We start from the raw sequence: 20,120 nt of genomic DNA on the forward strand, positions 1-20,120 counted from the left end.
ATCGGAGTACATGCATGAGCAAGACCCTGCCGGCCGAGGTCGACATCGTCGTCGTCGGCGGCGGCACCGGAGGCGCCGCATGCGCCGGCATGCTGGCCGCAGCAGGTTCGGAGTCGGTTCTACTGCTGGAGGCCGGACCCGACTACGGGAGCTATGCCGACGGTGGCTGGCCGGCTGACATGCTGAGCGCCAAGGAGATTCCGCTGTCGCATGACTGGGTGCTTCGGTCTCCTGACGGTTCTGAGCTCGATCTGCCCAGGGCTCGCGTCATCGGCGGGTGCTCGTCGCACAACGGCTGCACCGTGGCCCGCGGCGCCCGAGCGGATTACGACGGCTGGGCCAAACAGGGCAACGCCGGGTGGGAGTCCGATCTTGTTGTGTCGCTGCTGGATTGGGGCCACGAGCGGTTTCGGGTACGCCGCTACCGCACCGATGAATTGACCAGTGCTCAGAGGGCTTTCGTCGCGGCCGGGGTGCGTGCCGGGCTGCCGTGGGCCGACGACCTGGACGACATCGCCGCCGGCCCGGGTATCGGTCCGATGCCGGTGAACATCGTCGACGGCATCCGGTGGAACGCCGCGTTCGCCTTTCTCGACCCGGTGCGCCACCTGGACCGGTTGACGATCGCCGGCGACAGCCCGGTGCGCCGGATCCTGTTCGACGGCAATCGCGCCGGCGGTGTGGAGCTCACCACCGGCGAGGTGGTGCGGGCCGGCCGGATCGTGCTCGCGGGTGGCGCGATCCACTCGCCGGCGATCCTGCAGCGGTCCGGGGTGGGGGCTGCCGACGCGTTGCGCGCGGTCGGTGTGGCTCCGGTGCTGGATCTGCCGGGAGTGGGGGAGCACCTGCTCGACCACGCCTGTGTGCAACTGGACTTCCACGGTAAAGCGGGGCTGCTCGACGATCTGGCCGAGCTGGAGTGGAATCCCGATGAGCAGAGCCTGGGCCGCGCCAGGTCGTCGCGGTGTGACAACGGGCCCTACGACATCCATGTGTTCATGGTTGCCGGCGCCAACAGTGGTCACCCGGGATTGCCGCCGATCAGCCTGTACGGCGGTGCGATGCGCGCCAAATCTCAAGGCGTGGTGAAGATCTCGGGCCCTGATCCCGACGCTGCGCTGCGCATCGACCACCGGTACGCCACCGACCCGGACGGTCATGACAAGGTGGTGCTCGGCGAGGCGCTGGAACTGTTGCGCACGATGACCGCCGACAGCGAACTGGCTGCGGTGTTGGGCCCACCGGCCAATGACGACCGTGATCCGCTGGCGCACATCGCCAGTTACTGCCATCCCGCCGGGACATGCAAGATGGGGCCGAGCTGCGACGCGGATGCCGTCGTCGACGGCAGCGGCGCGGTGCACGGTGTCGACGGCCTGTACGTCGCGGACGCCTCGGTGATGCCCGATATCACCCGCGGAAACATCAACCTGCCGACCGCGATGATCGGCGCCCGGATTGCGGCAGGCCTGCTCGGCCTACACCCGGCCGACGCGGTCGCCCGTTACCTCGACACCACCAGCTAGGAGCACACATGACGCCGTTCGAATCCGATATCGCCGACCAGCCCGACGCCTTGCGGGCATTTCTGGCCGGGGCCGAGCCCGACGGATTGGCTGCCGCGCTGACCCGTGGCCACGACCGAATCATCTTGACCGGCATGGGTTCTTCGCACTACGCCGCGTTGCCCACTTGGCGCCGAATCGTGGCGACCGGGCGGCCCGCGTGGTGGGTGGACAGCGGTCAGTTGCTCGATTCGCCCCAGCTCGTCACCGGCGACTCGCTGCTCGTCATGACGTCGCAATCCGGAGCCAGCGGCGAGGTGGTGGCGCTGCTCGACGAATGCCGCCCCGCCACCTTGATCGGCGTCACCAACGACACCGACAGTCCGCTCGCCCGGTCGGCGGATGTCGTGGTCGCATTGCGCAGCGGTGCTGAAGCCACCGTCAGTACCAAGAGCTACCTGAACACCCTTGCCGCACACCAAGTATTGGCTGATGCGATGACCTCGACGCCGCCGGTCATGGGCCTCGATACGGTGACCGCGGTGGAACGCTTCGTGGTTCCCGGCTTCTTCGGCGACGTCGCTGAGAGCATCGCGGATCGCGACGGCCGGCTGGTATACGTCGGCTTCGCCGATCATGCGGCCACCGCGCTGTACGCCGGTCTGATCACCAAGGAGGGAGCCAAGATTCCCGCCGACGGTTACATCGGTGGCCAATTCCGGCACGGCCCGCTGGAACTCGCCGGGCCGCGGCTGACCGCGGTGCTGTTCAACGGCGACACCGAGAACGCCTCGCTGAGCCAACTCGCGGCCGATCTGCTGGCCACCGGATCGACGGTCATCACCGTCGGCGCCGCAAAACCTCTCGGCCATCACATTCCCGGCCCGGCCGGCGTGCTGTCACAGTTGGCGCACGGTGCGCTTGTCGCACAACACCTTACGGTGGCCGTTGCCAGGGCGCGGAGCATTGTTCCGGGTGCCTTCGCCTATGGCAGCAAGATCACCGCATCGCTATGAGTCGCTACCTCGGGGTCGACTTGGGCGGCACCGGAACCCGCGTCGTTGCCATCGACGACGACGGACGGGTGCTCACCGAGATCACCACCCCCACTGCGCGGGATGTGCGTGGCGGGGAAGCCGTTGCTGCGCTGGTTGCCACGCTCTCCGGCGTGGCGGCCGGGGCGCCGATCGGAGGTGTCGGGATCGGCGCGAGTGGGCCGGTCGATCCGACGGGCGTGATCCGCAATCCGGCGACCTTACCGGCCTACACCGGAATACGGCTGACCCGTTTGGTGGGCGAGCGACTCGGTGTGCCGTGCATGATCGACAACGATGCCGTCACCGCGGCGATCGGCGAACACCGGTTCGGCGCGGGTACCGGGTGCGCCTCGATGCTGATGGTCACTCTGGGTACCGGCATCGGCGTGGCCATGCTGGAAGCGGGGCAGCCGTACCGTGCTGCCGACGGCGGCCATCCCGAGATGGGGCATATGAGTGTGAAGGGCGCTGCAGCACAATGCTATTGCGGTCTGACCAGCTGTTGGGAGCAGGTGGCATCACGGTCCGCGCTGGACGAGCTGACCGGTGGACGCAACGCCGAACTGGCTGCCGCTGCCCGCTCGGGCGATGGTGCCGCGCGCACGGTTTTCCACACCTACGGCGCACAGGTGGGCCTCGGGATGGCGACCCTGCTCGGCATGTTCCGGCCCGAACTGGTGGTGGTCGGCGGGTCTGCCGCGCAGTATCTGGACCTGTTCGGCGACGGCTTGCGGGCGCAGCTCAGGCGGTCGCCGGAATTCGCGTGGAACGCGAACGTCATTGCTGCCCGGCTGGGAAACCTCGCGGGCGCGATCGGTGCGGCCGCGATGATGCTCCCGTCATCTGCCGTCGGCGGTCAGGCGATCACCCGGTCAGGGCGGGTGTAGACGTTCATCGAGTCGCCCCGCAAGAACGCGACCAGCGTCAGGCCGGATTGACTCGCGAGGTCGACGGCCAGCGAGGATGGCGCCGACACCGCGGCCAACACCGGGATGCCAGCCATCACGGACTTCTGGGTGAGTTCGAACGAGGCCCGGCCGCTGACCAGCAGCACGGTGCCCGTCAGCGGTATCCGGTTCTGCTCGAGTGCCCAGCCGATCACCTTGTCGACGGCGTTGTGCCTGCCGATGTCTTCGCGGACCACCAGCATGGTGCCGTCGCTGGTGAACAGGGCGGCCCCGTGCAGCCCGCCGGTGCTGGCGAACACCTTCTGTGCTTCCCGCAGCCGCGGCGGCATGGCCGAGAGGGTGTCGGCGGCGACGGTCGACGGGTCATCGCCCGGACAGTAACGGCTGATCAGCCGCACCGCCTCCAGCGACGCCTTGCCGCACACCCCGCAGGAGGATGTGGTGTAGAAATTGCGGGTCACATCGACGTCGGGCACCGGCACGTCGGGGGCCAACGTCACGTCGAGGACGTTGTAGGTGTTGGTGCCGTTCTCGGTGGCGCCCCGGCAGTACCGCACGGTCAGCACGTCATCACGGGTGCCGATGACACCCTCGGTCAGCAGAAAGCCCTGGGCCAGCTCGACATCTGAGCCCGGTGTGCGCATGGTGACGGTGATCGGCGTGCCGTTGACCCGGATTTCCAGCGGTTCTTCGACGACGAGCGTCTCGGCCCGCTTCTCGGCGCCGGTCGCGTCCAGATGGGTGGCCCGGCGTCGCGTCGTCACCCGGCCCACGGTTGCCGCCTCCCGGTCATGACTCCAACTTAGTCCGTTGCTCGGCCATCGGTTCACTGGCGGATGACTACGACCGTTACCAGCGTTAACGCCGGTATTGCGCCCTTGACGCGCAGGTAACACTTCCGCCATCGAGCTTTCCTACTGTGGGCCGGTCACGCACATGTAGCGATAGGGAAGTCCATTGAGCGGAAATGCGGCCCGTCTGCAGGCCATCACCAGTGTCGAGGCCTACGTACCGCCGGCGATCAGTTTCGTCCCAGGTGAGGCGCCCGGCTCGATCTTCGGCGCCAACGTGTTCACCAAGGCCGAGATGCAGGCACGGCTGCCGAAATCGGTGTACAAGTCTGTCGTCGCGACCATCGAGAAGGGGGCCAAGCTCGATCCGTCGGTGGCCGATGCAGTTGCCGCGGCGATGAAGGACTGGGCGATGGAGATGGGTGCCACCCATTACGCGCACGTCTTCTATCCCATGACGGGGCTCACCGCCGAGAAGCACGACTCCTTCCTCGAGCCGGTCTCCGACGGACAGACCTTGGCAGAATTCGCCGGCAAGACCCTCATCCAGGGTGAGCCCGACGCGTCGAGCTTCCCGTCGGGCGGCTTGCGCAGCACCTTTGAGGCCCGCGGGTACACGGGCTGGGACGTCACCAGCCCGGCCTACATCTTGGAGAACCCGAACGGCAACACGCTTTGTATCCCAACGGTTTTCGTGTCGATGACCGGTGAGGCCCTGGACTACAAGACCCCGCTGCTGCGCAGCCAGCAGGCCATGGGTGTGCACGCCGAGCGCATCCTGAGGCTGTTCGGCCACGAGAACCTGGGCAAGGTCGTCTCGTTCTGCGGTCCCGAGCAGGAGTACTTCCTGGTGGACCGGCACTTCTTCCTGGCTCGACCCGACCTCATCAACGCCGGCCGTACGCTGTTCGGCGCCAAGCCGCCCAAGGGACAGGAATTCGACGACCACTACTTCGGTGCGGTTCCCGAGCGGGTGCTGGGATTCATGATGGACACCGAGCGGGAGTTGTTCAAGCTGGGCATCCCCGCCAAGACCCGGCACAACGAGGTGGCACCGGGACAGTTCGAGGTGGCGCCGATGTTCGAGCGGGCCAACCTCGCTTCCGACCACCAGCAGCTGCTGATGACGGTGTTCAAGGCCGTCGCCAAGAAACACGGGATGGAATGCCTGTTCCATGAGAAGCCGTTCGCGGGCGTCAACGGGTCCGGCAAGCATGTGAACTTCTCGATGGGCAACGCCGAACTCGGATCGCTGTTGGTGCCCGGTGACACCCCGCACGAGAACGCCCAGTTCCTGGTGTTCTGCGCGGCGGTCATCCGCGCGGTGCACAAATATGCCGGGCTGCTGCGTGTTTCGGTCGCGTCGGCCACCAACGACCACCGGCTGGGTGCCAACGAGGCGCCGCCGGCCATCATCTCGATCTTCCTCGGAGACCAGCTGGCCGACGTGTTCGAGCAGATCGCCAAGGGTGCAGCGACGTCGTCAAAAGGCAAGGGCTCGATGATCATCGGTGTTGACACCCTGCCGGTCCTGCCGACCGATCCCGGCGACCGCAACCGCACGAGCCCGTTTGCCTTCACGGGCAACCGTTTCGAATTCCGGGCTCCGGGTTCGGGGCAGACCGTCGCGGTGCCGATGATCATCCTCAACACCATCATGGCCGACTCGTTCGACCATATCGCCACGCTGCTGGAGCAGGCGGTGGCCGACGGGGAGGACTTCGACACCGCGGTACAGAAGCTGCTCACCGACATCATCACCGAACACGGTGCGGTGGTGTTCAACGGCGACGGTTACTCCGAGAACTGGCAGATCGAGGCCGCCACCCGCGGCCTGCCCAACTTCAAGACCACGCTGGACGCGTTGCCTGCGCTGATCGCACCGGAGTCGGTCGAATTGTTCGAGAAGTACGGGGTGTTCAACGAACGCGAGTTGCACAGCCGCTACGAGGTCCGGTTGGAGCAGTACGCGCTGACGATCGGGGTCGAGGCCAAGCTGACACTCGAACTCGGGTCGACCGTGATCCTGCCGGCCGCCATCCGGTACCAGACCGAGCTGGCCCAGAATGTCGCGACCCTCAAGGCCGCCGGTGTCGAACCGGATATGACATTGCTGCAGCAGGTTTCGGAGCCGATCAGCGCGTTGTCGGCCGCCTTGGCCACTCTGAAGGCAGGGCTGTCCCACGACGGCGCCACTGCGCTGGAGGAGGCAGGCAACGCGCGCGATACGCTGCTGCCCGCGATGGCGCAGGTGCGCGCCGCGGCGGATGAGTTGGAGGGTGTGGTGGCCGACGACCTGTGGCCGTTGCCGACCTACCAGGAAATGCTCTACATCCTCTGAGGTGGTCGTCGCCGGGTGTGGGGTTGGTCCCGTCCGGGACCCCGGTAACCGCAGCCCCACATCCGGCGATCCGCCGGGTCAGAGCACCGAACGCGCAGAGTCGGCCGCCAGTTTGAGCGCTTCGCGAACCGGCAGCTTTCGGAATGGGGCCGACAGGATCTCCACCCCCCACGGACCGTCGAAACCGCGGTCGCGTAACACCGCCACCAGGCCGGCAAGGTCGAATGTGCCTTCGCCGCAGAGCAGCCGGCGCTCGACGGTGTCCTCGAACAATGATCCGACAACGGTGGCGGCGGCATCGTCGAGCTCGACCCCGAACACCATCCCGGGTGACAAGGCGCTGCGCAGCTCGTCCAGGGACGTGCCCGCGCGGAACACGTGCCAGGCGTCCACCAGCAGCCCGACGCCGGGATGGGCTGCGGCCGTGACGATGTCGGCTCCCATTGGCACCGTCGAGATGAGCGAGAACGGCATGGTCTCGATGGCGATGCGAGTGCCGTGTTCGGCCGCTTGATCGGCGAGTTCCCGAAGCGGGTCGATCAGCGCCTCGGGATGTGCTGTGCGGGAGCCGAGTTCGGAGCCGATCTTGATGAATGCCGGGCCGAGCGTGTCAGCGGCCTCGAACAACAGCTCGCGGACGTCGTAGAAATCGCCGGCCGTCCCGCGGGGCAGCCACCACCGCTCGAGCAGTTCGATCTCGATGTGGGTGAGCCCCGCCTCGGCGATCAGATCACGAAGACCCGGGTAGCCCAACGTATCCCGGATCACACGCAAATCGTCGGCAATGAGGCCGAGGCCGGTGTACCCGGCTTCGGCCGCGGCCGCGACGCGTTCGGCGATGGGCACGGGGCTCGTCGCGGGACTGTGCATCGGTGAGGTGTCGCCGGCGCTGGTCCATGCCGTTGCCACCAAGCGCGCTTGTGTCACTGTCGTCTCCCGTGAGTGTGCGCAAAATGCCGACCGCAAGCGGCGTGTCGGGGGACAGACACGCACGCTCGCGGTGCAGGGGTGCAGGGGTGGGGGCTAGGCGCCGGGGATGGAGGCGCGGTCGACCATGGACACGTCGACCGGCTGGCCGGACTGCAGGGATTCGACGCCTGCGGCGCAGACCGCGGCAGCGGCATAACCGTCCCATGCGCTCGGGCCGTCGGTGTAGTCCCCGGTGGCTTGCCCGCGCCGCACCGCGTTGACCCATCGCTGGAACTCGGTGTCGTAGGCCCGGCCGAACCGCTCCCGGAAGCCGGGCGTGATCTGGCCACCCCACGTGCCGGGGCCTGCCTGTCCTCCTTTGCGGATCAGCCCGACGTCGAGTCCGATGAACGCCGAACCCATTTCACCGACCAACTCGGTGCGCACCTCGTAGGCCACGCCGGTGGTGACGAACAGTTCGACGTCGACGTGCTTGCCTGACGTGGTTCGCATGATCGCGATTTGGGGATCCTGAATGCCTTGCGGTGCACCGGGATTGGTCGCTGGCTTGATGATCTGGATCGAGGCGATCTCCTCGTCGAACAGGAACCGCGTCACGTCGACCTCGTGGACCAGCGAATCCTTGACCACCATCGAACTGTCGAAACTCGGCGGCACGGCCGGGTTGCGGTGCACGCAGTGCAGCACCAGGGGCTGCCCGAACTCGCCGGCGTCCATCAGCGCTTTCAGCTGCATGTACTCGTCGTCGAAGCGGCGCATGAAGCCGACCTGGATCAGTCGCCTACCCAGTTCGGCTTCGCGCTTGACGACCTCCAGCGACGATTCCACGTCGGTGGTCAACGGCTTTTCACACAACACCGGCTTGACGTGATCCAGGCATGCCAGCAGTTGCTTGTCGTGCGTGGGCCCGGGGGTGGCCAACACCACCGCATCCACGTCGGGATCGGCGATCGCATCCAATGGGTCCCCGACGGCCCGGCAGCCGGGGACGCCCGCGGCGACGGCTTCGGCCTTCTCGGTGAGGAAGTCGTTCACCACCGTGACGCGGGCACCGGAGATGCGCGTGGCCAGCCGTTCGACGTGGTCGGCACCCATGATGCCCACACCGAGCACGGCGATACGCAGGTCGGACATTGTTCTCCTAGCGGAATTTCACAGACGGAATACCACACGACCCCAGGTAGGACTGGGTTCGCTTGGCGATGGGCAGGGGTGCGTCGACCTCGCAGGGATACATGTCCTGCTCGACGATCGCGAATACGTCGATGCCGAGCTTCTCGATTTCGGCGAGCAGTGGCGGCATTTCCGGGATGCCCAGTGGCGGCTCGGTCATCGCGCCCAGCTTGACGGCCTCGCCGAACGGCAGGTCCTCGGCCTCGACCTTGGCGCGCACCTCGGGGTCGACCTGCTTGAGGTGCAGGTAGCCGATGCGGTCGGGGGCCCGGCGGATGATTGCGATGTTGTCGCCGCCGCAGTAGCTGATGTGGCCGGTGTCCAGACACAGGTTGACGAACTCGCCGTCGGTGCCGTCGAGGAAGCGGTAGACGTTCTCCTCGGTGTCGACGTGGCTGTCGGCATGCGGATGGTATTGCGCACGCACACCGTACTTTTCGAACATCGCCTTGCCGAGTTCGTTCATGCCCTGGGTCTTCTTGCGCCACTGCTCGGCGGTGAGGTTCCGATCCTCGAGCACCGCGCCGGTGGCGGGGTCGCGCCACATCTCGGGGATGACGACGACGTGCTTGCCGCCCACGGCGGCGGTGAGTCGTGCGACGTCCTCGATCTGGGTCCAGACGGCATCCCACGAGTTGTCTTGATGCAGGTGCTCGAAGACGGTTCCGGCCGACAGCTTCAGATTGCGCTTGGCCAGTTCGTCGGAGAGCTGCTGCGGATCGGTGGGCAGATAGCCGAACGGCCCCAGTTCGATCCACTCGTAACCGGATTCGGCGACCTCGTCGAGGAAGCGCGGGTATGGGGTCTGCTTGGGATCGTCGGGAAACCAGACGCCCCAGGAGTCGGGGGCCGAACCAACGAGGATCTTGCTCACTATGGGCTTCCTTCTAACGATCTGACGGGTTGATAAGGGGCCGTTGAACTTTCTTCCAGTCCGCATACCGCTCGTAGGCGGTCTGGGTGGACTCCAGCGTGGAGACCTGCGAAACCGGGACGTCCCACCAGGACTGGCTGTCGGGCGCGTAGATCAGCGGATCGGTTTCGACGTGGATGACGGTGATGTGGTCGGCGGCCTTGGCGACCTTGACCGCGTCGGTGAACTCGGCTGCGGTACCGACCTTGATGACATCGGCGCCGAGGCTCGCCGCATTGGCAGCCAGGTCGACCGGCAGCAATTCACCGTCGAGCCGGCCGTCCGCGCCGCGGTAGCGGTAGGAGGTGCCGAAGCGCTGTGAGCCCAGCGATTCGGAAAGCCCTCCGATGGAAGCGAATCCGTGGTTCTGGACCAGCACCGGGATCACCTTGACGCCTTCCTGCACGGCGGTGACGATCTCGGTGGCCATCATGAGGTACGAACCGTCGCCGACCATGATGAACACATCGCGGTCAGGGGCGGCCATCCGCACACCGATACCGCCCGCGATCTCGTAGCCCATGCAGGAGTAGCCGTATTCGACGTGATAGCCCTTGCGGTCGCGCGTGCGCCACAGCTTGTGCAGGTCGCCCGGCATCGAGCCGGCGGCACACACCACCACGTCCCGCGGATCAGACAGCGTGTTCACCAGACCGATGACCTGGTTCTGGTTGAGCGCGGCGCCATCGTCGGAGGTGGCGTACACCGAGGACACGGTGTCCTCCCATTCCTTCGCCAGTTCGCTTACCCGCGAGCGGTATTCGTTGCTGACGGTGTAGTCGCCGAGTGCCGGCCCCAGAGCCTCGATGGCCTCCCGCGCGTCGGAGACGACGCTGACGCCGCCCTGCTTGACCGAATCCAGCGACGCCACATTGATGTTGACGAATCGGACGTCGGGATTGTTGAAGGCGGTGCGCGACGCCGACGTGAAATCGCTGTAGCGGGTGCCGATGCCGACGATCACATCGGCTTCGGCGGCCAGGGCGTTGGCGGCCGTGGTTCCGGTGGAGCCGACGGCGCCGACCGACTGGGGATGGTCGTAGCGCAGCGACCCCTTACCGGCCTGGCTCTCCGCCACCGGGATACCGGTCTGCGCGCACAGCGCGGCCAGTGCCTCCTCGGCGAACGAGTAGTGCACACCGCCGCCGGCGATGATCAGCGGCTTGCGCGCCGACCGGATCACCTCGGCGGCACGCTCGATGACGGAGCGTTCGGGCAGCGGGCAGGCGACATGCCAGGTGCGTTCGGCGAACAGAGATTCCGGCCAGTCATGCGCCTCGGCCTGCACATCCTGCGGAATCGCCACCGTGGCGGCCCCGGTTTCCACGGGGTCGGTGAGCACCCGCATGGCACCCAGCAGGGCTGCGGGCAGCTGCTCGGGCCGCCACACCCGGTCGAAATACCGGGACAACGGCTTGAATGCGTCGTTGACCGTGACGTCCCCGGAGGACGGCAGCTCGAGTTCCTGCAGCACGGGCGCGCTGACCCGGGTGGCGAAGGTGTCGGCGGGAAGCAGCAGCACCGGCAGACGGTTGATGGTGGCCAGCGCCGCGCCGGTGAGCATGTTGGTGGCACCGGGGCCGACGCTGGCGGTGACGGCCCACGCCTGCAGCCGATCCTTCTGGCGGGCGTAGGCGACGGCGCTGTGCACCATGGCCTGCTCGTTGCGGCCCAGCACATACTTCAGGGCGGGTTCGTGCCCGGCTTCGTGTGCCTGCAGCTCCTCCTGCAACAGCGCCTGGCCCAGCCCGGCCACGTTGCCGTGGCCGAAGATACCGAAGCAGCCGGCGAAGAACTTGGTGCGCTCGCCGGCGCGTTCGACGTACTGGTTGGCGAGGAAGCGGATGGTCGCCTGCGCCACGGTGAGGCGCACGGTGGGTTCGGTGTCGGCGTACTTCTCGGTCGACTTGGGTGCGGTCGAAACCATGGTCAGGCTCCTTCGTAGGCGGTGAAGGGTAGGCGCGGGTCGACGGACTGGTGCTCCCAGCTGCTGCGCAGCCAGGTGTGATCGGGGTCGTCGCAGATCCTCCACGCGCGCTCGGGACCCGACCCGGCCATCACGTTGAGGTAGTACATGTGGTGCCCCGGTGCGGCGATGGACGGACCGTGGTAGCCGTGTGGCACCAGGACGACATCACCCGAACGCACCTCCTCGAGCACCTCGATCGGACGCTGCGGTGTGCCGTAGACGCGGTGATAGCCGAAACCCGGTGTCCCGGCGGGGCTGTCGTCGATCTCGAAGTAGTAGATCTCCTCCAGCTGCGTCTCCACGTCGGTGTTCTCGTCATGCTTGTGCGCGGGGTAGCTCGACCAGTTGCCGCCCGGGGTGATCACCTCGCATGCGATGAGCGAGTCGGCCTCGAACGCCGTCGCCGTGCCGAAGTTGTGCACCTGACGGCTGCAGTTGCCCGCACCACGCAGCTCCACCGCGACGTCGGCGGCGGCGACGCGCCGGTTGGGGTAGGAGCGGGCGGCGCGAGCCCCGCAGATCGCCACGCGGCCATGGCCGCGCAACGTGTACGTCTGACCGGTACCGAGATAGACCATGTCGGCAGGGCCGTCGAACACCGATGCGCGGGGCGACAATTCGAACGTCTCGTCGCCGCAATCCACGGCACCGCCGCCAGCGAGCGGCAGGATCATCACTTCGGTGTCGCCGGTGCTGCGCGTGATCGACTCGGTGCGGTCGAGGTCCACCACGTGCAGGCTGGACTCCGCCCACCCTGCCGATTCCGGCGTGATGTCGACGGTGTACGGGGCGGTGGCACTGTTGGCGGGGATATACAACTTGCCGCGCACGCGAGGAGCACTGGAAATCTCGTGCATATCAGCGCACCATCTTGACGGCTGTCGCGACGGCGCCGCTGACGTCGTCGTCGTTGGGGTACAACAGGGTCCGGCCCACCACCAGGCCCCGCACAGAGGGCAGCCCGAGGGCTTTCTCCCAGGATGCGAACGCCTCGTCGGGATCGGCGGGATCGCCGCCGAGCAGCAGCGTCGGCAGGGTGGTGGATTCCATCACGCGGTCCATCTCGGGGACCACCGGCAGTTTCATCCAGGTGTAGGCCGAAGTCGATCCGAGTCCCTGACCGATGTGAACCGATTTGATCACCGCATCGGGGGACAGGTCGTTGCGGACCTTGCCGTCGACGCGGGCCGACATGAACGGTTCGAGCATCGCGATCAGACCGTGTGCGGCCAGATCATCGATCGCCTGGGCGCACGCCGTGAGGGTGGACACCGTACCGGGATCATCAAGAGCGATGCGGCACAGCATCTTTCCACCGTTCATCCGGGCGGCGGCGGTCGATGCCGCGGTGGCGCCGGTCATCCGGTCGTCCAACTCGAACGATGCGCCCGCGAGGCCTCCGCGGTTGAACGAGGAGAACACGACCTTGTCCTCGAGCGCGCCCAGCAGCACCAGGTCGTCGAGGATGTCGGAGCTCGCCAGCACGCCGTCGACGCCCGGGACGGCCAGGGCCGCCCGCAGCCGGTCCAGCAGATCGGTGCGGCTGTTCATCGCCGTGGGCCGCGACCCGACGCCGAGTGCGCCGCGCGCCGGGTGGTCGGCGGCGACGATCATCAGCCTGCCGTCGCCACGTGTGGTCGGGCGGGTCGTACGTTCCTGCCAGGCTTTCGCGACGGCACCCGGCTCGGTGGCCCGAAGCTGGGTCACTTCGGCATAGTCTCGGCATTTAGACATTGACGGCCTCCACGGCGGTTTGTTCGGCGAGATCGGCCACCTCGGTGGCAGTCGGCATCGCGGTTGAGCATTCGAGCCGGGACGCCACGATGGCACCGGCGGCGTTGGCGTAACGCAGCGTCTTCTCCAGCGGCCAACCGTGCAGCAGCCCGTGAATCAGGCTGCCGCCGAAGGCATCTCCTGCGCCGAGCCCGTTGACGACGTCGACCTGGTTCGGCGGCACGGTGACCGCACTGTGCCTGGTCTTGCCCAGCACGCCCCGCGGTCCCTGCTTGACGATGGCGAGCTCGACACCGAGGTCGAGCAGCGCATCGGCGGCCTTGTGCGGGTTGGTCTCGCCGACGGCGATCTCGCATTCCTCGCGGTTGCCGACAGCGACGGTGACGTACTGCAGGGCACGTTGCACCTGCTCGGTGGCGGCCGCAGGTGTGGCCCAGAACATCGGCCGGTAGTCGAGATCGAGCACGGTCAGCGGTTTGCGGGCTGTGTCATTCCCCGTCGCTGCGCTCGCCCCCCGGGCCTCCCACGCCGCGAAATGAGCACCGCGGCTGGGCTCTTCGGAGAGCCCGGTGACCGTCGACCAATACAGCCGAGCGTTGCCGATGGCGTCCAGGTCGAGCTCGTCGGCGCGGACCTGCAGATCGGGTGCGGACGGCTTGCGGTAGAAGTACAGCGGAAAATCGTCGGGCGGGAAGATCTCGCAGAATGTCACGGGCGTCGGGTACTCGCCGTGGGTGGTGACGAAGCGGTTGTCGACGCCGAGCCTCGCGAGTTCGTTACGGACGAAGCGGCCGAAGGGGTCGTCGCCCACACCGGAGATCAGCGCCGCGCGGTTGCCCAACCGGGCCGCGGCCACCGACACGTTGGCGGCGCTGCCGCCGAGAAACTTGCCGAACGATTCGACGTGCTCCAAACCGACTCCGACCTGGAGGGGATACACGTCGACGCCGCAGCGGCCGATGGCGACGACATCGAAGGCCTGGTTGGTATCGGTCACGAGGGAACTCCCGAGTGTGGTGTGGGCATATGCGGTTTCGGCGGGACGGCGCGCACGACGATCGGTTGCGTCTGCCGTCGGTGTCGACTGTGCGCCCCGTCACCGCGTGCTGTCAAGACTTTGTTCGGACATTCTTACTTTCCGTCATTTGCAGGTAGTCTGTGTAGTCACTCCAGCGAACCCGCGCGGAGGCCCCGAGGATCGGAGCGAGAGTGACCCCGACGCTGTCCGTCGAACTCGACCGTTCGAGTCCGATACCGCTGTACTTTCAGGTGGCCCAGGTCTTCGAAAAAGCCATTCTGGACGGGCAACTCAAGCCGGGGGACCGCTTCGAGAACGAACTTGCACTCGCCAGCCGGCTCAATCTGTCGCGGCCCACGACGCGGCGTGCCATCCAGGAGCTGGTGGACAAGGGCTTGCTGGTACGCAAGCGCGGGGTCGGCACCCAGGTGGTGCAGACGCCCGTGCACCGGCCGGTCGAGTTGACCAGCCTGTACGACGACCTGGCCCGGGCGGGTCAGGAGCCGGCCACCAGGGTGCTGGACTATGTGTCCGCTCCCGCCGCCGACGACATCGCCGAACGGCTGAATCTCGCGCCCGGCAGCGAGGTGGTGATGATGCGTCGCCTTCGCAGTTCCGGCGGTCAACCCCTGGCGCTCATGACCAACTATCTGCCTGCCGCGGTCGCCCCCGACAGGGCTGACCTGGAGCACTCCGGGCTGTACCAGTCGCTGCGTGCGCGAGGCGTTCACATCCGGTTGGCCCGTCAGCGCATCGGTGCGAAGGCTGCCGACCGCGACGAGGCGCGGCTGCTCGACGAGAAGCCGAAGGCGCCGCTGCTGGTCATGGAACGCACGGCGTTCGACGACTCCGGTCGCATCGTCGAATACGGCAGCCACGTGTATCGCGCGTCGCGGTACTACTTCGACACCACGCTGGTGGACCGCTAGAACGTCGCCAGATCGATTATCTGCCAGTGCTTTTCGCGTCAAGCCCGGTCGCCGCAGCGGCGTCGGGCGGCTTTGCCGTACCCTGACCGGCATTTGATATGCAGTCCTAATGTCCGAACAAAGTATTGACTTTCAGATGTGAGCGGTATTACATCATGGGCGAGACCGTGTCGCTTGCCACTGGAGTCCAGGCGCACAAGCCCGCGGTGATGTCGAGGACGAGGAGAAGCAATGAGGTTCAGTCGGCTCATCGCGGCGGCCGGGGCGAGCGTGCTCGTGCTCGGCGCCAGCGCATGTTCGAGCACCGGCGGTAAGCCTGCCAGCAACGGCGGAGGCATGGGCTCGGGCACGGCCGACACCCCGCGGGCGACCATCGCGATGATCACCCACGAGGTGCCGGGTGACTCGTTCTGGGACCTGGTCCGCAAGGGTGCCGAGACGGCCGCCAAGAAAGACAACATCGAACTGCGTTACTCCAACGACCCGGAGGCCCCCAACCAGGCGAACCTCGTGCAGACCGCCGTGGACAGCGGCGTCAAGGGCATTGCGGTGACGCTGGCCAAGCCTGACGCCATGAAGGGCGCGATCGAGAATGCCACGGCCAAGGGCATTCCGGTGGTGGCGTTCAACGCAGGCGCCGACGCCTGGCAGGCCATGGGCGTCAAGGAGTTCTTCGGGCAGGACGAGTACATCTCGGGTCAGGGTGCCGGCAAGCGCGTCGCCGCCGAAGGCGCCAAGAAGGCCATCTGCGTCATTCAGGAGCAAGGCCACGTCGGGCTCGAATCCCGTTGTGCCGGTGTGAAGAACACGTTCCCCGGCGCTGAGGTGCTCAACGTCAACGGCAAGGACATGCCGTCGGTCGAGTCCACCATCACCGCCAAACTGCAACAGGACCCGAGCATCGACTACGTGATCACCCTCGGTGCGCCGTTTGCCATGACCGCGGTGCAATCGGTGAAGAACGCCAACAGCAAGGCCAAGGTCGGCACCTTCGACACCAACGCCGCCCTGGTCGGTGCGATCCAGAACGGCGATGTGCAGTGGGCCATCGACCAGCAGCCGTTCCTGCAGGGCTACTTGTCGGTCGACTCGCTGTGGCTTTACCTCAACAACGGCAACATCATCGGCGGCGGTCAGCCGACGCTGACCGGGCCGTCGTTCATCGACAAGTCGAACATCGACGCCGTTGCCGAATACGCGAAGAACGGGACACGCTAGACATGAGTACCCAGGCAGATCTCAATCTCGAGACCCACAAGGTCGTCCGCGACGAACGGGTGAAGGAACAGAACCGGCTGCAGCGGTTACTGATCCGCCCCGAGATGGGTGCCTTCGTCGGCGCCGTCGGAATCTTCGTGCTGTTCCTCATCGTGGCTCCGCCGTTCCGCACCCCCGAGGCGCTGGCCACCGTGCTGTACGCGAGCTCGACCATCGGGATCATGGCGGTCGGTGTCGGCGTGCTGATGATCGGCGGCGAGTTCGACCTGTCCTCGGGCGTCGCGGTCACCACCTCGTCACTGGCCGCGTCGATGCTCAGCTACAACCTGCACCTGAACCTGTGGACCGGCGCGGCGCTGTCGCTGGTGATCGCATTGTCCGTCGGGTTCTTCAACGGCTACATGGTGATGCGGACCAAGATTCCGTCCTTCCTCATCACGCTCAGTTCGTTCTTCATGCTCACCGGTATCAACCTGGCCGTAACCAAGCTGCTGTCGGGACAGGTCGCCACCCCCAGTGTGTCGGACATGCAGGGATTCGATTCCGGGCGAGCGGTTTTCGCGTCGTCGTTCACGCTGTTCGGGGTGTCGGTACGCATCACGGTGATCTGGTGGATCCTGTTCACCGTCATCGCCACGTACGTGTTGTTCAAAACCCGGATCGGCAACTGGATCTTCGCGGTCGGCGGCAATCAGGACAGTGCGCGTGCGGTCGGTGTCCCGGTCACCAAGGTCAAGATCGGTCTGTTCATGCTGGTCAGCTTCTGCGCCTGGTTCGTGGGCATGCATCTGCTGTTCGCGTTCAACACCGTGCAATCCGGTCAGGGCATCGGCAACGAGTTCTTCTACATCATCGCCGCGGTCGTCGGTGGCTGCCTGCTCACCGGCGGATACGGCACCGCGGTCGGCACCCTGATCGGCGCATTCATCTTCGGCATGACCAACCAGGGCATCGTCTATGCCGGCTGGAACCCGGACTGGTTCAAGTTCTTCCTGGGCGCAATGCTGCTGTTCGCGGTGATCGCCAACAACGTCGTCCGTAACTACGCAGCGAAAAGGTAAGTAGATGAGCACAACTGCTGAGGCCCCGATCGCCGAGACGCCGTCGGGTGGCGAGGTACCGCTGGTCGAGCTCAAGCACGTCGGCAAGAGCTACGGAAACATCATCGCGCTCAAGGACATCAACCTGCGGGTGGGTGCCGGTGAGGTGACGGGCGTGCTCGGAGACAACGGTGCGGGCAAGTCCACATTGATCAAGATCATCGCCGGGTTGCACAAGCCCACCGAGGGCGAACTGCTCATCGACGGCAAGCCCACGGTGTTCGAGTCGCCCAAGGACTCGCTGAAGTCCGGCATCGCCACGGTGTACCAGGACCTGGCCGTGGTGTCGCTGATGCCGGTGTGGCGCAACTTCTTTCTCGGCAACGAACTGCGGAAGAAGGGCTTGCTGAAGTCACTGGACATCAGTGCGATGCGGGCGACCACCATCTCCGAACTGCACAAGATGGGCATCGACCTGCCTGACGTGGACGCGCCGATCGGGTCCCTGTCCGGCGGCCAGCGTCAGTGTGTGGCGATCGCGCGGGCCGTCTTCTTCGGTGCGCGTGTGCTGATTCTCGACGAGCCCACCGCCGCGCTGGGCGTCAAGCAGTCCGGCATGGTGCTGCGCTACATCACCGCTGCCAAGGAACAGGGGTTCGGGGTCATCTTCATCACCCACAACCCACACCACGCCCACATGGTGGGCGACCACTTCGTGCTGCTCAACCGCGGTCGGCAGAAGCTGGACTGCACCTACGACGAAATCACCCTCGAGCACCTCACCCAGCAGATGGCCGGTGGCGACGAACTAGAGGCGCTCAGCCACGAGCTGGGCCGCAAGTAGCCTGCCACCGCGCGCGCCCAGCACCTCGGCCCTGCACCGCGAGCGTGCGTGTCTGCCGGCTGACACGCCGTGTCCAGCCAGCAGTTCACGCACGCTCGCGCGGCTGGACTAGCGCGGGCCGGACTAGCCGGGTCGAACTAACGGGGCCGGACTAGCGCAGGTCGGACTGACGCCGGGTCAGCGCGAACACCCGCAGCGCGCGGTCGGTGCGGTTCTGGTACGCGCTATACATGGGATAGCTGAGGAAGCGTTTCAGCGCCCCTTCGCGGTCCGCCCCATCCAGCACGGTCGCCTGCACCGGGATCTCCTCACCGGCTATCGAGACCGAGGCGTGCGGGTTGGCGATCAAATTGGCCGACCACGACGGATGATGCTCCTGGCCGAAGTTACTGCCCAACAACAGCAACCGGTGACCGTCGTGGATATAGCTGAGGACGGTGGTCCGCTGCTGGCCTGACTTCCGACCGGTGGTGGTCAACAACAGTTCCGGCAGCGCCATCGGCCCGAACAGTGAGTATCGGCCTTTGCTGCGGTCCAGGAGTAGCTCGTCGAGCGGAACGAGTGCGCGGATCACCTTCGATCCGAATGACGACGCCGCAAATGCGAACACCGGCTTGAACACGGGCGACGGCTTCTCGCGCCCCCAACTGCTGTGCGGGAAGGATGCTTCGGCCATCCCGACATTGTGCGCAGCCGACCGCGGAGGCGGGGCGGAATCGCGCTTCACGCCGTCACGGGAACCCCGTGGCTTCGGTCGCCGAACCCACCGCGCGTAACTGTGCGGCATCCTGACCCGGTGGGGTGCCGAACATCCTGCGGTATTCGCGATTGAACTGCGACGGGCTGTCATAACCCACTCGGTGCCCGACGCCGGCGATGTCACCGGGTTGCGTCAACAGCAGTGATCGGGCGTTCTGCAGCCGAATTCGCTTCTGGAACTGCAGTGGGCTCATCGCGGTGACGCCCCGGAACTGACGATGAAACGCCGACGCGCTCATCCCGGCCATCTTGGCCAGCTGTTCGATCCGAACCGGCTCGGCGTAGTTGTCGCGCATCCAGGCGATGGCGCGATTGATGTGCGCCAAATAGCTGTCGGCGGTGCCGATCTGCCGAACCGTGGATCCGTGCCGACCGGTCAGCAAGCGCCACAGGATCTCTTGTTCGATCAGCGGGCCGAGCACGGGTGCGTCGGCGGGGTGCTCCAGAAGCCGCAACATCCGCGCGACGGCGTCAAGCAACTCGGGACAGGCATCGCCAGTGGCGATCGCCGGAGCTGCTGCACGCGACACGGATTCGGCAGGCGCCTGCAACATCAACGTCGACAACACGGCCGGCCGCAGCACCAATCCCATCGCCAACGACGGATGCGATGCGGTGGTGTCGAGGTAGTGCCCCGTCACCGGAACGCTGGCGGCCACGATCAGGTATTGCGCCGAACGGTATTCGAAAACCTCGTCACCGAGCAGCAATCGCTTGCCGCCCTGCGCCATCACGACCAGCAGCGGTTCGGTCAGTGAGTAATCCGGGCTGTGAGCTCCGGCGACCTTCGACAACAGCAACCCGGCGACGGACGAACCCAGATCAGGCCGGGCGTGCGTGTCGATCAACCGGCGCATCTCGGTGAGTGAATCCGGTCCGTTGGGCATGGCCTCAGATAACCACGCCCAAGCGACGCCGATGATCATATCCCGCAGAGTCGAGCAGGATCGTGCAAGAGCCCGCGCGGATCGATCTACCCGTTTCAGTCGTCCAGGTCTTCGATGGAGGTAT

The 20,120-nt window shown here is 66.2% G+C and carries 18 protein-coding genes; 8 read left to right on the plus strand and 10 right to left on the minus strand.

Annotated elements, in window-relative coordinates; genetic code table 11:
• The first annotated feature begins 14 nt into the window (after window positions 1–14).
• From RMCB_RS18725 to RMCB_RS18735, 3 genes are read left to right on the plus strand one after another with little or no spacing between them, the layout of a single operon-like run.
• The gene (locus RMCB_RS18725) at window positions 15–1,526 is read left to right on the plus strand and encodes a GMC family oxidoreductase (protein ID WP_062829986.1); all 1,512 of its coding nucleotides are present in this window, start codon (window positions 15–17) and stop codon (window positions 1,524–1,526) included.
• Window positions 1,527–1,534: 8 nt separating this feature from the next.
• The gene (locus RMCB_RS18730) at window positions 1,535–2,521 is read left to right on the plus strand and encodes an SIS domain-containing protein (RefSeq protein WP_062829987.1); all 987 of its coding nucleotides are present in this window, start codon (window positions 1,535–1,537) and stop codon (window positions 2,519–2,521) included.
• A complete protein-coding gene (locus tag RMCB_RS18735; protein ID WP_062829988.1) occupies window positions 2,518–3,429 on the plus strand; it encodes an ROK family protein in 912 nt (303 codons plus the stop codon). The genes RMCB_RS18730 and RMCB_RS18735 overlap by 4 nt, the downstream gene beginning before the upstream one ends.
• On the opposite strand, the gene fdhD is transcribed toward RMCB_RS18735, so the two are convergent.
• Window positions 3,399–4,223: a formate dehydrogenase accessory sulfurtransferase FdhD gene (gene fdhD, locus RMCB_RS18740; protein ID WP_062829989.1), complete on the minus strand. Its 825-nt coding sequence runs from the start codon at window positions 4,221–4,223 to the stop codon at window positions 3,399–3,401. The two genes, RMCB_RS18735 and fdhD, sit on opposite strands and share 31 nt — an antisense overlap.
• A 184-nt stretch (window positions 4,224–4,407) precedes the next feature.
• Here fdhD and RMCB_RS18745 point away from each other — a divergent pair, with 184 nt between their 5' ends.
• Window positions 4,408–6,582: a glutamine synthetase III family protein gene (locus tag RMCB_RS18745; protein WP_062829990.1), complete on the plus strand. Its 2,175-nt coding sequence runs from the start codon at window positions 4,408–4,410 to the stop codon at window positions 6,580–6,582.
• Window positions 6,583–6,660: 78 nt separating this feature from the next.
• Here RMCB_RS18745 and RMCB_RS18750 read toward each other — a convergent pair whose 3' ends face one another.
• From RMCB_RS18750 to iolC, 7 genes are all read right to left on the minus strand, one after another.
• Window positions 6,661–7,509 carry a sugar phosphate isomerase/epimerase family protein gene (locus RMCB_RS18750; protein WP_234792174.1) on the minus strand — a complete coding sequence of 283 codons (849 nt, stop codon included), beginning with the start codon at window positions 7,507–7,509 and terminating at the stop codon, window positions 6,661–6,663.
• A 96-nt stretch (window positions 7,510–7,605) separates the two neighbouring features.
• Entirely contained in the window at window positions 7,606–8,646 is a 1,041-nt protein-coding gene (locus RMCB_RS18755; protein ID WP_062829992.1) for a Gfo/Idh/MocA family protein, read from the minus strand.
• A 7-nt stretch (window positions 8,647–8,653) separates the two neighbouring features.
• Window positions 8,654–9,559, minus strand: a complete 906-nt coding sequence (locus RMCB_RS18760) for a sugar phosphate isomerase/epimerase family protein (protein ID WP_062829993.1) — start codon at window positions 9,557–9,559, stop codon at window positions 8,654–8,656.
• Window positions 9,560–9,572: 13 nt separating this feature from the next.
• On the minus strand, window positions 9,573–11,525 hold the full coding sequence (gene iolD / locus RMCB_RS18765) for a 3D-(3,5/4)-trihydroxycyclohexane-1,2-dione acylhydrolase (decyclizing) (protein ID WP_062829994.1): 1,953 nt from the start codon (window positions 11,523–11,525) through the stop codon (window positions 9,573–9,575).
• A 2-nt stretch (window positions 11,526–11,527) separates the two neighbouring features.
• Window positions 11,528–12,397: a 5-deoxy-glucuronate isomerase gene (iolB, locus tag RMCB_RS18770; RefSeq protein WP_062830022.1), complete on the minus strand. Its 870-nt coding sequence runs from the start codon at window positions 12,395–12,397 to the stop codon at window positions 11,528–11,530.
• Window positions 12,398–12,425: 28 nt separating this feature from the next.
• A complete protein-coding gene (locus tag RMCB_RS18775; protein WP_062829995.1) occupies window positions 12,426–13,301 on the minus strand; it encodes a Cgl0159 family (beta/alpha)8-fold protein in 876 nt (291 codons plus the stop codon).
• Window positions 13,294–14,298: a 5-dehydro-2-deoxygluconokinase gene (gene iolC / locus RMCB_RS18780; protein ID WP_029372961.1), complete on the minus strand. Its 1,005-nt coding sequence runs from the start codon at window positions 14,296–14,298 to the stop codon at window positions 13,294–13,296. The genes RMCB_RS18775 and iolC overlap by 8 nt, the downstream gene beginning before the upstream one ends.
• 212 nt (window positions 14,299–14,510) lie before the next feature.
• Here iolC and RMCB_RS18785 point away from each other — a divergent pair, with 212 nt between their 5' ends.
• The 4 genes from RMCB_RS18785 to RMCB_RS18800 all read left to right on the plus strand — a co-directional run bounded on the left by RMCB_RS18785 (window position 14,511) and on the right by RMCB_RS18800 (window position 18,350).
• Window positions 14,511–15,248 (plus strand): GntR family transcriptional regulator, encoded by a 738-nt coding sequence (locus RMCB_RS18785; protein ID WP_029372962.1) that lies wholly within the window; start codon window positions 14,511–14,513, stop codon window positions 15,246–15,248.
• Window positions 15,249–15,479: 231 nt separating this feature from the next.
• Complete coding sequence (locus tag RMCB_RS18790; RefSeq protein WP_029372963.1) at window positions 15,480–16,466, plus strand: sugar ABC transporter substrate-binding protein; 987 nt, start codon at window positions 15,480–15,482, stop codon at window positions 16,464–16,466.
• A 2-nt stretch (window positions 16,467–16,468) separates the two neighbouring features.
• Window positions 16,469–17,527: an ABC transporter permease gene (locus RMCB_RS18795; RefSeq protein WP_029372964.1), complete on the plus strand. Its 1,059-nt coding sequence runs from the start codon at window positions 16,469–16,471 to the stop codon at window positions 17,525–17,527.
• A 4-nt stretch (window positions 17,528–17,531) separates the two neighbouring features.
• Window positions 17,532–18,350, plus strand: a complete 819-nt coding sequence (locus RMCB_RS18800) for an ATP-binding cassette domain-containing protein (RefSeq protein WP_029372965.1) — start codon at window positions 17,532–17,534, stop codon at window positions 18,348–18,350.
• Window positions 18,351–18,501: 151 nt separating this feature from the next.
• On the opposite strand, the gene RMCB_RS18805 is transcribed toward RMCB_RS18800, so the two are convergent.
• Both RMCB_RS18805 and RMCB_RS18810 read right to left on the minus strand, forming a co-directional pair.
• Window positions 18,502–19,026, minus strand: a complete 525-nt coding sequence (locus tag RMCB_RS18805; protein ID WP_062829996.1) for a nitroreductase family deazaflavin-dependent oxidoreductase — start codon at window positions 19,024–19,026, stop codon at window positions 18,502–18,504.
• Window positions 19,027–19,081: 55 nt separating this feature from the next.
• Window positions 19,082–20,035 carry an AraC family transcriptional regulator gene (locus RMCB_RS18810; protein ID WP_234792177.1) on the minus strand — a complete coding sequence of 318 codons (954 nt, stop codon included), beginning with the start codon at window positions 20,033–20,035 and terminating at the stop codon, window positions 19,082–19,084.
• Between the last annotated feature and the right edge of the window lie 85 nt (window positions 20,036–20,120).

The sequence above is a fragment of the Mycolicibacterium brisbanense genome, from assembly GCF_001570425.1.
Lineage (GTDB): Bacteria > Actinomycetota > Actinomycetes > Mycobacteriales > Mycobacteriaceae > Mycobacterium > Mycobacterium brisbanense.

Bases quoted from the DNA above. Each gene is read 5' to 3' on its own strand.
- RMCB_RS18725 (WP_062829986.1), top strand. From the start codon at position 15: ATGAGCAAGACCCTGCCGGCCGAGGTCGACATCGTCGTCGTCGGCGGC.
- RMCB_RS18730 (WP_062829987.1), top strand. From the start codon at position 1,535: ATGACGCCGTTCGAATCCGATATCGCCGACCAGCCCGACGCCTTGCGG.
- RMCB_RS18735 (WP_062829988.1), top strand. From the start codon at position 2,518: ATGAGTCGCTACCTCGGGGTCGACTTGGGCGGCACCGGAACCCGCGTC.
- RMCB_RS18755 (WP_062829992.1), bottom strand. From the start codon at position 8,646: ATGTCCGACCTGCGTATCGCCGTGCTCGGTGTGGGCATCATGGGTGCC.
- iolD (WP_062829994.1), bottom strand. From the start codon at position 11,525: ATGGTTTCGACCGCACCCAAGTCGACCGAGAAGTACGCCGACACCGAA.
- RMCB_RS18775 (WP_062829995.1), bottom strand. From the start codon at position 13,301: ATGTCTAAATGCCGAGACTATGCCGAAGTGACCCAGCTTCGGGCCACC.
- RMCB_RS18790 (WP_029372963.1), top strand. From the start codon at position 15,480: ATGAGGTTCAGTCGGCTCATCGCGGCGGCCGGGGCGAGCGTGCTCGTG.
- RMCB_RS18795 (WP_029372964.1), top strand. From the start codon at position 16,469: ATGAGTACCCAGGCAGATCTCAATCTCGAGACCCACAAGGTCGTCCGC.
- RMCB_RS18800 (WP_029372965.1), top strand. From the start codon at position 17,532: ATGAGCACAACTGCTGAGGCCCCGATCGCCGAGACGCCGTCGGGTGGC.
- RMCB_RS18805 (WP_062829996.1), bottom strand. From the start codon at position 19,026: ATGGCCGAAGCATCCTTCCCGCACAGCAGTTGGGGGCGCGAGAAGCCG.
- RMCB_RS18810 (WP_234792177.1), bottom strand. From the start codon at position 20,035: ATGATCATCGGCGTCGCTTGGGCGTGGTTATCTGAGGCCATGCCCAAC.